The organism is Pseudomonas fluorescens group sp. PF-1 (assembly GCF_054481335.1).
Genome location: NZ_JBTMNG010000001.1, coordinates 100,087 through 113,157, shown reverse-complemented (window position 1 = coordinate 113,157; position 13,071 = coordinate 100,087). Strand labels below are relative to the sequence as shown.

Annotated in this window: 10 protein-coding genes; 2 read left to right on the top strand and 8 right to left on the bottom strand. The window is 59.5% G+C overall.

Going from position 1 to position 13,071, the window contains the following annotated elements; translation table 11 throughout:
- The first annotated feature begins 87 nt into the window (after positions 1 to 87).
- Positions 88 to 2,499, top strand: coding sequence for a penicillin acylase family protein (locus ACX3YD_RS00550; RefSeq protein WP_458959052.1), 2,412 nt, complete (start codon positions 88 to 90; stop codon positions 2,497 to 2,499).
- Positions 2,500 to 2,625: 126 nt separating this feature from the next.
- Here ACX3YD_RS00550 and ACX3YD_RS00545 read toward each other — a convergent pair whose 3' ends face one another.
- Positions 2,626 to 3,591 (bottom strand): GlxA family transcriptional regulator, encoded by a 966-nt coding sequence (locus ACX3YD_RS00545; RefSeq protein WP_458959051.1) that lies wholly within the window; start codon positions 3,589 to 3,591, stop codon positions 2,626 to 2,628.
- Positions 3,592 to 3,896: 305 nt separating this feature from the next.
- Between ACX3YD_RS00545 and ACX3YD_RS00540 the strand changes: the two genes are divergently transcribed.
- Positions 3,897 to 4,538: an HD domain-containing protein gene (locus ACX3YD_RS00540; RefSeq protein ID WP_458959050.1), complete on the top strand. Its 642-nt coding sequence runs from the start codon at positions 3,897 to 3,899 to the stop codon at positions 4,536 to 4,538.
- 143 nt (positions 4,539 to 4,681) lie between these two features.
- On the opposite strand, the gene ACX3YD_RS00535 is transcribed toward ACX3YD_RS00540, so the two are convergent.
- From ACX3YD_RS00535 to ACX3YD_RS00505, 7 genes are all read right to left on the bottom strand, one after another.
- Positions 4,682 to 5,572, bottom strand: coding sequence for an ABC transporter permease subunit (locus ACX3YD_RS00535; protein ID WP_103402863.1), 891 nt, complete (start codon positions 5,570 to 5,572; stop codon positions 4,682 to 4,684).
- A complete protein-coding gene (locus ACX3YD_RS00530; protein WP_047534701.1) occupies positions 5,569 to 6,489 on the bottom strand; it encodes an ABC transporter permease subunit in 921 nt (306 codons plus the stop codon). Before ACX3YD_RS00530 ends, ACX3YD_RS00535 begins: the two co-directional genes overlap by 4 nt.
- The gene (locus ACX3YD_RS00525) at positions 6,486 to 7,628 is read right to left on the bottom strand and encodes an ABC transporter ATP-binding protein (protein ID WP_047534703.1); all 1,143 of its coding nucleotides are present in this window, start codon (positions 7,626 to 7,628) and stop codon (positions 6,486 to 6,488) included. The genes ACX3YD_RS00530 and ACX3YD_RS00525 overlap by 4 nt, the downstream gene beginning before the upstream one ends.
- A 71-nt stretch (positions 7,629 to 7,699) precedes the next feature.
- Positions 7,700 to 8,797: a polyamine ABC transporter substrate-binding protein gene (locus tag ACX3YD_RS00520; protein WP_103402865.1), complete on the bottom strand. Its 1,098-nt coding sequence runs from the start codon at positions 8,795 to 8,797 to the stop codon at positions 7,700 to 7,702.
- A 164-nt stretch (positions 8,798 to 8,961) separates the two neighbouring features.
- A complete protein-coding gene (locus ACX3YD_RS00515) occupies positions 8,962 to 10,074 on the bottom strand; it encodes a polyamine ABC transporter substrate-binding protein (RefSeq protein WP_458959049.1) in 1,113 nt (370 codons plus the stop codon).
- A 168-nt stretch (positions 10,075 to 10,242) separates the two neighbouring features.
- Positions 10,243 to 11,607 carry an aspartate aminotransferase family protein gene (locus tag ACX3YD_RS00510; protein ID WP_458959048.1) on the bottom strand — a complete coding sequence of 455 codons (1,365 nt, stop codon included), beginning with the start codon at positions 11,605 to 11,607 and terminating at the stop codon, positions 10,243 to 10,245.
- A 61-nt stretch (positions 11,608 to 11,668) separates the two neighbouring features.
- Positions 11,669 to 13,027: a glutamine synthetase family protein gene (locus tag ACX3YD_RS00505; protein ID WP_103402867.1), complete on the bottom strand. Its 1,359-nt coding sequence runs from the start codon at positions 13,025 to 13,027 to the stop codon at positions 11,669 to 11,671.
- Positions 13,028 to 13,071: the final 44 nt, after the last annotated feature.

Genomic DNA, 13,071 nt, shown 5'->3' with positions numbered 1-13,071 from the left:
TCCTACGAGCGATGGGCCAAACCGGCCTGCCATGTTAAACAGTGGCACCTGGGAATCGCTGTTCACACATGACAACAAGGAGACACCATGAAACGTAGCCTGACCGCACTCGGTTTGCTGATCGTCGTGCTTGCCGCTGGAGCCGGCTGGTACGTCTACAGCAAACAGCCGTCACGCCAGGGCATGGTGGAACTGCAACACCTGCAAGGTTCGGTCACGGTGCGCTACGACGAACGTGGCATCCCGCACATCCGCGCCGAAAATGAATCCGATCTGTACCGCGCCCTCGGCTACGTCCATGCCCAGGACCGGCTGTTCCAGATGGAAATCCTGCGTCGCCTGGCCCGTGGCGAGCTGGCCGAAGTGCTGGGGCCGAAACTGCTCGACACTGACAAGTTGATGCGTAGCCTGCGCATTCGCGAGCGCGCCGAAACCTACCTCGCGAACCTGGATAAACAATCCCCCGCTTTCATCGCCATGCAGGCCTATCTGGATGGCATCAACCAGTATCAGGACACTCACGCAAAACCCGTGGAGTTCGATGTACTGGGCATCCCCAAGCGCCCGTTCACGGCCCTGGACACCATCAGCATCGCCGGTTACATGGCCTACAGTTTTGCCGCGGCGTTTCGCACCGAACCCCTGCTGACCTACGTGCGCGATCAACTGGGCGCCGACTACCTGAACATTTTCGATCTCGACTGGCAGCCCAAGGGCGTATTGGCGAAGCGTCACAATGGCACGGCGCTGTCGCTGGCCAGTACAGACTGGAAAGACCTGAACGCCCTCGCCCGCCTCAGCGAACAGGCACTGGCCGACAATGGCCTGCCGCAGTTCGAAGGCAGCAACGCCTGGGTCGTCGCCGGCAGCCGAACCAAAAGTGGCAAACCGCTGCTGGCAGGTGACCCGCATATCCGCTTTTCCGCACCATCGGTGTGGTACGAAGCGCAACTCTCGGCGCCGGGTTTCGAACTCTACGGCCACTATCAGGCGTTGATGCCCTTCGCCTCGCTGGGCATGAACCGTGACTTCGGCTGGAGCATTACCATGTTCCAGAACGATGACCTCGACCTGATTGCCGAGAAGGTTAATCCGGATAACCCCAACCAGGTCTGGTATCGCGGCAAATGGGTGGACATGGTGACCACCGAACAGCAAATCGCGGTCAAGGGTCAGGCACCGGTCACACTGGTGTTGCGCCAGTCGCCCCACGGCCCGATCGTCAACGATGCGCTGGGCAGCGGCGTGGGCAAGACGCCGATCGCCATGTGGTGGGGTTTTCTCGAAAGCCAGAACCCGATCCTCGAGGGCTTCTATCAGCTCAATCGCGCCGACACCCTGGCCAAGGCCCGCAGCGCTGCCGCCAAGGTCCAGGCACCCGGCCTGAACATCGTCTGGGCCAACGCCAAGGGTGACATCGGCTGGTGGGCCGCCGCACAGCTACCCAAGCGCCCTGCAGGTGTGCGCCCCGGCTTTATCCTCGACGGCAGCACCGCTGATGCTGACAAGGACGGTTTCTATCCCTTCAGCGCCAACCCGCAGGAAGAGAATCCGGCGCGGGGCTACATCGTCTCGGCCAACTTCCAGCCGGTGTCACCGACGGGTATGGAGATTCCCGGTTATTACAACCTCGCCGACCGTGGTCAGCAGCTTAATCAACAGCTCAGCGACAAGGGCATCAAGTGGGACCTGGAATCCAGCCAGAAGCTGCAACTGGGCACCACCACCGCCTACGGCCCTCGCCTCCTGGCGCCATTGCTGCCGGTATTGCGCACCGTGGTGAGCGATCCCGCCGAACTGAAACTGGTGGAGCAACTGGCCCAGTGGAAGGGCGACTACCCGCTGGAATCCACCAGCGCCACGCTGTTCAACCAGTTCCTGTTCAATCTGGCTGACGCGACGATGCACGATGAATTGGGCAACGACTTCTTCGAAACACTGCTTTCGACCCGCGTGATCGACGCCGCGCTACCACGCCTGGCCGCCAGCCCCGACTCACCCTGGTGGGACAATCGCAACACGCTTGGCAAGGAAACCCGGGCCGATACCGTCAAGGCTGCGTGGCAGGCCAGCATCGCCCACCTCAAGACCACCCTCGGTCCGGACTTCGCGCAATGGCAGTGGGGCAAGGCTCATACGCTGACCCATGGCCACCCGTTGGGGCAGCAAAAACCATTGGACCTGATTTTCAATGTCGGCCCGTTCGCGGCCCCCGGCAGCCATGAAGTGCCAAACAACCTGTCGGCCAGGATCGGCCCGGCGCCCTGGCCGGTGACTTATGGCCCGTCGACCCGGCGCCTGATCGACTTCGCCGACCCGGCCCACAGCCTGACCGTCAACCCGGTCGGCCAAAGCGGCGTGCCGTTCGACCGTCACTATGACGATCAGGCCGAGGCGTATATCGAAGGGGTTTACTACCAGGCGCACCTCAATGATGAAGAGGTGACAGCCAATACGCGCAGTACATTGAAGCTGTTGCCGGCGCGGGGTGCTCAGTAAATTTGTTTTGGCTGGACTGGCCCCATCACTAGCAGGCTAGCTCCCACATTGGTCCGGTGTACGCAGATCCATTGTGGGAGCTAGCCTGCTAGCGATGAGGCCCGCGAGAAGAGCGCAAATCCTGGCTCAAACCATCGCCGCGAAGTTCAGCCTGAACTGTTGCGGCGTCACCCCCAGCCTGCGGTTGAACACACTGCGCATGTGCTGGGCATCGCGGAAGCCGCATTGATAGGCCACTGTCTTGAGCGGCGCACCCGTGCTTTCCAGCATCACCCGCGCCGCGTCTACCCTGGCCCGCTCGACGAATTCGGCCGGAGTGATTTTCGCTTCCCTGGCAAACACCCTGGAAAAGTTGCGCGCGCTCATGTTGGCGGCATTGGCCAGATCGGCGATGGTCAGGTCGCCGGTCAGGTTGGCCAGCACGTAGTGCTGCACCATCGCCACTGCCGAAGTCGGTTCGGCGTGGGGCGTCAGGAACGGGCTGAACTGCGACTGGCCGCCCGAGCGCTGGGTGAACACCACCAGTCGTTTGGCCACGCTCAAGGCCACTTCCGGCCCATGGTCGCGACCCAGCAGGTACAACGACAAGTCGATCCCCGCCGTGACGCCAGCCGAGGTGTAGAGCTCGGCATCCTGCACGTACAAGCGATCGGCTTCGACCCGAGTCGTTGGGCAAAGCGCCGCCAACGCAGCGGCATCACTCCAATGCGTGGTCACGGTCCGCCCCTCCAGCAAACCCGCCCGGGCGAGCATGAATGCACCATTGCAGATCGAGCCAAAACGTTGCGCCCGGCCGCAGGCATCGTGCAGCCAGGCATTGAAGGCCGCACCGAAATCCGTGAACGGCAACTGAGGTCCACCCGCCACCAACAGCAAGTCGCAGGCCTGCAATGCTTCGCTGAAATGTCGATGGGCGTTGAGTGACAGGCCGTTGGAGCACGCCATCGCGCCGCGCTCGACGCCTATCACTTGCAGCTGATAGTGATCCTCAGGGGCGAGAAATCGATTGGCTTCGGAAAACACGTCCATAGGACCGGTGACGTCCAGCGATTGCACGCCGGCGAATACCACGATGGCAACGGATTTACTCATGACGTGAATTGCCTTCTATGGATCGGATCACACCGTCTCCTGTAGGAGCGAGCCTGCTCGCGATGGCCGTGAGGGCGCTGTGTTTATCCAGACAGCCCGCGTCATCGTTGACGTCCATCGCGAGCAAGCTCGCTCCTACAGAGGCTGTGTGCAAACTTAGCCAATCCACACCCAACAAGCGAGGTTGGCGCGATATGCACGCTCATTGGCCGGGATCGCAGCCATGGATCGATTGTTCGCTCCGGGGTGGACGAACAGACTGAAACCCTCAGCGCCGCCACGGCGTTCATCACGAGGGAACTCCCATGAGCACCACCATTGCCGGCATCAAAATCCCTGACAGCGCCTTGGCCAAAGCCACCACCGAATACATCCGCGACATCGAATCAGACCTGCTCTACCACCACTCGCGCCGGGTGTTTCTGTTTGGTGCGCTAAGCGGCGAACGCAAGCGACTGGCCTACAACCCTGAGCTGTTGTACGTCGGCGCGATGTTCCACGACCTCGGCCTGGTGGAAGGCTACCGCAGTGACAACGAACGCTTCGAAGTCGATGGTGCCAATGCGGCGGCCGCGTTCCTCAAGCTCTACGGGCTCAGCGATGACGATATCGAGCAAGTCTGGTTGTCGATCGCCCTGCACACCACACCCGGCGTGCCCCAACATTTGCGGCCAACCGTCGCGCTGGTGACCGCCGGTGTAGAAATGGACGTGCTGGGGATGGACTATGCGGCCTTTAACCCCGTGCAGCGCGAAGCCGTGGTGCATGCGCATCCACGAGGCGAAGGGTTCAAGGAGTGCATCATCTGCGCCTTTGCCGACGGCTTGCGCCATCGTCCACAGACCACGTTCGGCAACGTGAAGACGGATGTGTTGGTGGATCAGGAGCCTGGGTTCAGACCGATGAACTTTGTCGAGGCCATCCGCAAATCTCCCTGGGTTGCCTGATTTCCAAACCACCTGTGAGAGCGAGCCCGCTCGCGAAGGAGTGTCAGTCAACGATGATGTCGACTGGGAGTCCATCGCGAGCAGGCTCGCTCCTACAGTGGATCAGGGTCAGCCACGAAATTGTGGCCAACCCCACATCAAGCTCAAGCCGCTTCCGGTGCCTGCGCGCGACGCACATCCGGTTGCTTCCACGAATCGGCAGCGCTTTCTTCGATGGCCTGTTGAATCGCCCGCTTGCGGCTTTCTTCGGCGCGGCGGCTGAAGAACCACACCAGGAAGGTCATCAGCGACACCGCCAGCAGAATCAGACTGGCCACGGCGTTGATCTCCGGCTTCACGCCCAGGCGTACCGCCGAGAACACTTCCATCGGCAGGGTGGTGGAACCCGGACCCGACACGAAGCTCGCCAACACCAGGTCATCCAGGGACAGGGCGAAGGACATCATGCCGCCAGCCCCCAGGGATGGCGCGATCATCGGGATGGTGATCAGGAAGAACACCTTCCACGGCCGTGCGCCGAGGTCCATGGCCGCTTCTTCGATGGACAGGTCCAGCTCACGCAACCGCGCCGAGACCACCACCGCCACATACGCCGCACAGAACGTGGTGTGAGCGATCCAGATGGTGACGATGCCACGTTCCTGCGGCCAGCCGATCATCTGCGCCATGGCCACGAACAGCAGCAACAGCGACAGACCGGTGATCACCTCGGGCATGACCAGCGGCGCGGTCACCAGGCCGCCGAACAGGGTACGACCCTTGAAGTGGGTGATACGGGTCAGGACGAACGCCGCCAGTGTTCCCAGTGCCACCGCCGCTACCGCCGTGTAGCAGGCGATTTCCAGCGAGCGCACCACCGAGCCCATCAGTTGGGTGTTGTCGAGCAGACCGACGTACCACTTGATCGACCAGCCGCCCCACACCGTCACCAGTTTCGAGGCGTTGAACGAGTAGATCACCAGGATCAGCATCGGCGCATAAATGAACAGCAGACCCAATACCAGCATCAGGCTGGAGAAACGGAAGCGCTTCATTCTTTACCCTCCATTTCCTTGGCCTGACTGCGGTTGAACAGGATGATCGGCACAATCAGGATCGCCAGCATCACCACCGCCAGGGCAGACGCCACCGGCCAGTCACGGTTGTTGAAGAATTCTTGCCAGAGCACTTTACCGATCATCAGGGTTTCCGGACCGCCGAGCAGTTCCGGGATCACGAACTCGCCCACCACCGGAATGAACACCAGCATGCAGCCGGCGACGATGCCGTTTTTGGACAATGGAATGGTGATCTTCCAGAAGCTGTTGAACGTACTCGAACCCAGGTCGGACGCGGCTTCCAGCAGGCTATGGTCGTGCTTCACCAGGTTGGCGTAGAGCGGCAGGATCATGAATGGCAGGTAGGAATAAACCACGCCGATGTAGACCGCCAGGTTGGTATTGAGGATCTGCAGCGGTTCGTTGATCCAGCCCATGCTCATCAGGAAACCGTTGAGCAGACCGTTGTTGCTGAGGATCCCCATCCACGCATACACGCGGATCAGGATCGCGGTCCAGGTCGGCATCATGATCAGCAGGACCAGCACCGTTTGCAGCTCTTTGCGGGCACTGGCGATGGCGTAGGCCATCGGGTAGCCGATCAGCAGGCAGAGGATGGTGCTGATCAGCGCCATCTTCAACGAGCCGAGGTAGGCGGCGATGTACAGCTCGTCGCCGGCCAGCGTCGCGTAGTTGCCCAGGTTCAACAGCACCTGCAGCTTCTGCTCGGCGTAGCTGTAGATCTCGGTGTACGGCGGAATGGCCACGTCGGCTTCGGCGAAGCTGATCTTCAGGACGATGAAGAACGGCAGCATGAAGAACAGGAACAGCCAGATGAAAGGAACCCCGATGACCAACTGACGGCCACCGGGAATTATTCGATTGAGGCGGCGTTTGAATTTGCGCATGTTCATGAGCGAAGCACCACGCCGCTGTCGTCTTCCCAGTACACGTAGACCTGATCACCCCAGGTCGGCCGCTGGCCACGGCGCTCGGCGTTGGCGACAAACGACTGGACGATCTTGCCGCTCGGCAGTTCGACGTAGAACACCGAGTGACCGCCGAGGTAGGCGATGTCGTGCACCTTGCCGCTGGACCAGTTGTATTCGCAGGTCGGCATGGTTGGGGTCACGAGCAGTTTTTCCGGGCGGATCGCGTAGGTCACGGACTTGTCTTGCACCGAGGTGCTGATGCCGTGGCCGACATAGATCTGGCGATCCAGGTCCTTGCAGGTGATGGTCGCGTGGCCTTCGGCGTCATCGATCACTTCACCGTCGAAGATGTTGACGTTGCCGATGAATTCGCAGACCAGGCGGCTGGTCGGGGTTTCGTAGATGTCGATCGGGCTGCCGATCTGGGCGATCCAGCCCAGGTGCATGATCGCGATGCGCTCGGCCATGGTCATGGCCTCTTCCTGGTCGTGGGTCACCATGACGCAGGTTACGCCGACGCGCTCGATGATCTCCACCAGCTCCAGCTGCATTTGCGAACGCAGTTTTTTGTCCAGTGCCCCCATCGGTTCGTCGAGCAGCAGCAGCTTCGGCCGCTTGGCCAGGGAACGAGCCAGGGCCACGCGCTGACGCTGACCGCCGGACAACTGATGCGGCTTGCGCTTGGCGTACTGGCTCATCTGCACCAGCTTGAGCATGTCAGCCACGCGCGCATCGATTTCAGCGGCGGGCAGTTTGTCCTGCTTGAGGCCGAAGGCGATGTTCTGCGCCACGGTCATGTGCGGGAACAAGGCGTAGGACTGGAACATCATGTTGATCGGCCGCTCGTACGGCGGCATATCGGTGATGTCTACGCCATCGAGGAAGATGCGCCCTTCGGTCGGACGCTCGAATCCTGCGAGCATGCGCAGCAAAGTGGATTTGCCCGATCCCGAACCGCCGAGCAGGGCGAAAATCTCGCCTTTCTTGATTTCCAGGGACACATCGTCCACGGCAATCGTCTCGTCGAACTTCTTCGTGACCCGGTCGATTTTGACCAACACCTCTTTAGGTAATTGGTCGCCCTCGAGGGCTTTCTTATAGGCGCCGGAGGCAACTGCCATTTACGAAACTCCCAGAAAAAGAGTGCAGTTCGCTCAAGGTGAGCCAACCTTGGATAGTTTGAGTCTTGAAGCTATTTACCCGACTTGACCTTGGTCCAGCTGCGGGTCATCAAACGTTGAATGTTTGGCGGTAACTCGATGGACACGTAAGTCTTGTCGAGCACGGCTTGCGGTGGATAAACCGCTTCGTCGGTGCGAATGGATTGTTCCATCAGTTTGTCCGACCCCGGGTTAGGGTTGGCGTAGCCGACGTAATCACTGACCTGAGCGATAACCTCAGGTTTCAGCAAATAGTTGATGAACGCGTGGGCCTCTTTGACGTTGGCCGAATCTTTCGGAATCGCCAGCATGTCGAACCATAGTGCGCCACCTTCCTTGGGAATGGTGTAGGCGATCTTCACGCCTTTCTTGGCTTCTTCGGCACGGTTGCGTGCCTGGAACATGTCGCCGGAGAACCCGACGGCGATGCAGATATCGCCATTGGCCAGGTCGGTGATGTATTTGGACGAATGGAAGTACGTCACGTAAGGCCGCACCGCCAGTAACTTGGCTTCGGCCTTTTTGTAATCTTCAGGGTTGGTGCTGTTGGCGTTCAGGCCCAGGTAGTTGAGAACGGTGGGCATCATTTCGTCAGCGGAATCGAGGAAGGCTACACCGCAGCTGTGCAGCTTCTTGATGTTTTCCGGCTCGAACAACACCGCCCAGGAATCGATCGAATCGACGCCCAGCACGGCCTTGATCTTGTCGACGTTGTAGCCGATGCCGTTGGTGCCCCAGAGGTATGGCACGGCGTACTGGTTACCCGGATCGTTCTGCTCCAGGCGTTTAAGCAGGACCGGATCAAGGTTGCCGTAGTTGGTCAGCAGTTTCTTGTCGAGCTTCTGGAAAGCGCCGGCCTTGATCTGCTTGCCAAGGAAATGGTTGGACGGCACGACCACGTCGTAACCGGTGCGCCCGGCCAGCAACTTGCCTTCCAGGGTTTCGTTGGAATCGAAGACGTCATAGACCGGTTTGATGCCGGTCTCTTTCTGAAAGTCCGCCAGGGTGGTCTGCCCGATGTAATCCGACCAATTATAAACATGCACGGTGCCGGCGGCCTGGACACTGACGGCAAGCGTCAACCCGGCTGCGGCCAGCATGGCATTGCGCAACAAAGAAAAAATAGGCAAGTGGAGGTCCTCTAAAATTAGTTGGGCCCAAGTTGCCCCGCGTTACATGACAGCCATGGCTGCCTGGCAACAAAACCGGCGCGCAACTTACCCTCGAAAAACCGTTCCAGCAAACTTTATGAAAATCCCTGTAGGAGCGAGCTCGCTCCTACAGGAGTTGTTACTTACTTACCGGATTTGATCTTGGTCCAGCTGCGAGTCAGGATTCGCTGGGTCGCGGCCGGCAAGTCGGCAATCGCGTACAGCTTGGCCAGTACGTCCGCCGGCGGGTAGATGCCTGGATCGCTGGTGATGTCTTTATCCACCAGTGGCGTGGCAGCCGCGTTACCGTTCGGGAAACGCACGGCATTGGTGATTGCAGCCATGACTTCCGGCTTCTGCAGGTAGGTCATGAACTTGTAGGCGCCTTCGACGTTTTCGGCATCTTTAGGGATGGCGACCATGTCGTAGAAGCTGCCCGCACCTTCTTTCGGAATGTTGTAGCTGACTTTCACCTTGTCACCGGCTTCAGCCGCGCGGGACTTGGCCTGGTAGATGTCGCCCGAGTAACCCACGGCCACGCAGATGTTGCCGTTGGCCAGGTCGGAGATGTACTTGGAAGAGTGGAAATAAGCGATCGAAGGACGAACCTTCATGATCAGCGCTTCAGCCTTGTCGATGTCTTCTTTCTTCTGGCTGTCGGTTGGCAGGCCCAGGTAGTGCAGCGCCACCGGAATCATCTCGGTTGGGGAATCGAGCAGGCTGATACCGCACGACTTCAGCTTGGCGGCGTTTTCAGGCTTGAAGATCAGGTCCCAGGAGTTGGTCGGAGCATCGGCACCCAGTGCGGCCTTGACCTTCTCGGCGTTGAAGCCGATACCGATCGAACCCCACATGTAAGGGAAGGCGTGCTCGTTGCCAGGGTCGCTGACCGATACGGCCTTGAGCAGGTCCGGGTTCAGGTTTTTCCAGTTAGGCAGCTTGGACTTGTCCAGCTTCTGGTAAACACCGGCCTTGATCTGCTTGGCCAGGAAATTGTTCGACGGTACGACGATGTCGTAGCCGGACTTGCCGGCCAGCAACTTGGCCTCGAGGGTTTCGTTACTGTCGAAGACGTCGTAGACGACTTTGATACCCGACTCGTCTTCAAACTTCTTGATCGTGTCCGGAGCGATGTAGTCGGACCAGTTATAGACGTGCAACACCTTGTCGTCCGCCTGAACCGCGCTCGCCATAATGCCCATCAGGGACATGGCGAGAAGAGTCTTGCCAGCAAACATTTTGCCTAATGCCTTCATGCGTGATGCTCCAAATTTTTCTCTTTTGAACCACTATGTTCAGCGGCCGAACCCGGGCAACTGGAACCGCGGCTAGTCTGGCAAGATCCGAGGCGGTCTTTCAACAAAAGGCCGCCTCTTATGGCTGTGCCGAGCGAAAGTTTCATACTCCCGCTCAGAGCCTAGCACTTAGCCCTGCAATGCACTGAGGGTCAGGTCCAGGCACTTGCGTGCCTTGGTCACCAACTCATCGATTTCCGCCAGTGTAATCACCAGGGGTGGCGCGATGATCATGGTGTCGCCCACGGCGCGCATGATCAGGCCGTTATCGAAGCAGAACTGCCGGCAGATCATGCCGACGCCCTTGCCTTCGTAACGCTTGCGAGTGGCCTTGTCCTGCACCAACTCGATAGCCCCCAACAGACCTACCCCGCGAACTTCGCCCACCAATGGGTGATCGTTCAGTTCCCGCAGACGTTTCTGCAAATACGGTGCCGTTTCGTTGTGCACGCGCTCGATAATTTTTTCTTCGCGCATGATGCGGATGTTTTCCAGCGCCACCGCAGCCGCCACCGGGTGCCCGGAGTAGGTGAAGCCATGGTTGAAATCGCCACCTTCGTTGAGCACCGCCACCACTTCGTCACGCACGATCAGGCCACCCATAGGGATGTAGCCGGAAGTCAGGCCTTTGGCGATGGTCATCATGTCAGGCTTGAGGCCGTAGAAGTCGGAGCCGAACCACTCACCGGTGCGGCCGAAACCACAGATCACTTCGTCCGCCACGAACAGGATGTCGTACTTGGCGAGGATTTCCTTGATGCGCGGCCAGTAGGTGTCTGGCGGAATGATTACGCCGCCGGCGCCCTGGATCGGTTCGGCAATAAAGGCGCCCACGTTGTCGACGCCGATCTCCAGAATCTTCTCTTCGAGCTGGTTGGCAGCCCAGACACCGAACTCCTCCGGTGTCATGTCACCGCCTTCGGCGTACCAGTACGGCTGGGCGATGTGGACGATGCCCGGGATCGGCAAGTCGCCTTGTTCATGCATGTAAGTCATGCCGCCCAGGCTCGCGCCGGCCACGGTGGAACCGTGATAGCCGTTCTTGCGGCTGATGATGACTTTCTTGTTCGGCTGGCCCTTGATCGCCCAGTAGTGACGAACCATGCGCAGCATGGTGTCGTTGCCTTCGGAGCCGGAACCGGTGAAGAACACATGGTTCATGCCTTCAGGCGCGATGTCGGCGATCGCTTTGGCCAACTCCAGCACCGGCGGGTGAGCGGTCTGGAAGAACAGGTTGTAGTAAGGCAGTTCGCGCATTTGTTTGCTGGCGGCATCGGCCAGTTCATCGCGACCGTAACCGATGGCCACACACCACAGGCCAGCCATACCATCGAGAATCTTGTTGCCTTCGCTGTCCCACAGGTAAACGCCCTTGGCGTTGGTGATGATCCGTGGGCCTTTCTCTTTCAACTGCTTGAAGTCGCTGAACGGGGCCAGGTGGTGATCATTGCTCAGGGCTTGCCATTCACGGGTTTGCGGGTTGTTGCTGGTCATACCAATCTCCTAAAGAAAATCAGGTGGAGGCGCCGTCTGGCGACAACGGACGCCCGGCGTGTCAGACGGCAAAAAGCAGGAACTCCCGTTCCCACGAACTGATCACGCGCTTGAAGTTTTCATGCTCGGCCCGCTTGACCGCCACGTAGCCAGTAATGAAATTTTTGCCCAGGTACTTCTCGATGGTCGCGCTGTTTTCCATGCGTTCCAGCGCATCTTCGATGGTCAGTGGCAGGCGCAGGTTACGGCGTTCATAGCCACGGCCCACGACCGGCGCACTCGGGTTCAGTCCTTCGACCATGCCGATGTAACCGCAGAGCAGGCTCGCGGCAATCGCCAGGTACGGGTTGGCATCGGCGCCCGGCAGGCGGTTTTCCACCCGACGGTTTTGCGGCCCGGCATCCGGAACCCGCAGGCCCACGGTGCGGTTTTCTTCGCCCCACTCCACGTTTACCGGTGCCGAGGTGTCCGGCAGGAAACGGCGGAACGAATTGACGTTGGGCGCAAACAGCGGCAACAGCTCGGGAATGAGTTTCTGCAAGCCACCGATGTGGTGCAGGAACAGCTGGCTCATGGTCCCGTCTTCATTGGAGAAGATGTTCTTGCCGGTTTCGATGTCGATGATGCTCTGGTGCAAGTGCATGGCACTGCCGGGCTCGCCGGTCATGGGCTTGGCCATGAAGGTCGCCGCCACGTTGTGCTTGAGCGCGGCCTCGCGCATGGTGCGTTTGAACACCAGGATCTGGTCGGCCAGGGACAAGGCATCGCCGTGACGGAAGTTGATTTCCATCTGCGCCGTGCCGTCCTCGTGGATCAGCGTGTCGAGGTCCAGCTCCTGCAATTCACACCAGTCGTAGACGTCTTCGAACAGCGGATCGAATTCGTTGGCCGCTTCAATGGAAAACGATTGGCGACCGGTTTCAGGGCGCCCGGAACGGCCGATCGGCGGCTGCAACGGGTAATCCGGGTCATCGCTGCGCTTGGTCAGGTAGAACTCCATTTCCGGCGCAACAATCGGCTGCCAGCCCTTGTCGGCATAGAGTTTCAGGACTTTTTTCAGCACGTTGCGCGGCGACAGCTCGATCGGGTTGCCTTGCTTGTCGTAGGTGTCGTGAATGACGATGGCGGTGGGCTCGATGGCCCAAGGCACCATGTACACCGCGCTCTGGTCGGGACGGCAGATCATGTCGATGTCGGCCGGGTCGAGCAGCTCGTAGTAGATGTCATCTTCGACGTAATCGCCGGTCACGGTCTGCAGCAGCACGCTCTCTGGCAGGCGCATGCCCTTTTCGGCGATGAATTTGTTGGTCGGCGAAATCTTGCCCCGGGTGATACCGGTCAAGTCGGCGATCATGCATTCGACTTCTGTGATCTTGTGGTCTTTCAACCAATCGGTGAGCTGGTCGAGGTTGTTACTCATAAATGCCTCTAGGCTTTGAGTTTCCTGACTCTTGCAGGAGTCGG

Coding starts and splice junctions, on each gene's coding strand:
- ACX3YD_RS00545 (WP_458959051.1), bottom strand. CDS start 3,591: ATGAGTAAATCCGTTGCCATCGTGGTATTCGCCGGCGTGCAATCGCTG.
- ACX3YD_RS00530 (WP_047534701.1), bottom strand. CDS start 6,489: ATGAACATGCGCAAATTCAAACGCCGCCTCAATCGAATAATTCCCGGT.
- ACX3YD_RS00535 (WP_103402863.1), bottom strand. CDS start 5,572: ATGAAGCGCTTCCGTTTCTCCAGCCTGATGCTGGTATTGGGTCTGCTG.
- ACX3YD_RS00525 (WP_047534703.1), bottom strand. CDS start 7,628: ATGGCAGTTGCCTCCGGCGCCTATAAGAAAGCCCTCGAGGGCGACCAA.
- ACX3YD_RS00550 (WP_458959052.1), top strand. CDS start 88: ATGAAACGTAGCCTGACCGCACTCGGTTTGCTGATCGTCGTGCTTGCC.
- ACX3YD_RS00515 (WP_458959049.1), bottom strand. CDS start 10,074: ATGAAGGCATTAGGCAAAATGTTTGCTGGCAAGACTCTTCTCGCCATG.
- ACX3YD_RS00510 (WP_458959048.1), bottom strand. CDS start 11,607: ATGACCAGCAACAACCCGCAAACCCGTGAATGGCAAGCCCTGAGCAAT.
- ACX3YD_RS00505 (WP_103402867.1), bottom strand. CDS start 13,027: ATGAGTAACAACCTCGACCAGCTCACCGATTGGTTGAAAGACCACAAG.
- ACX3YD_RS00540 (WP_458959050.1), top strand. CDS start 3,897: ATGAGCACCACCATTGCCGGCATCAAAATCCCTGACAGCGCCTTGGCC.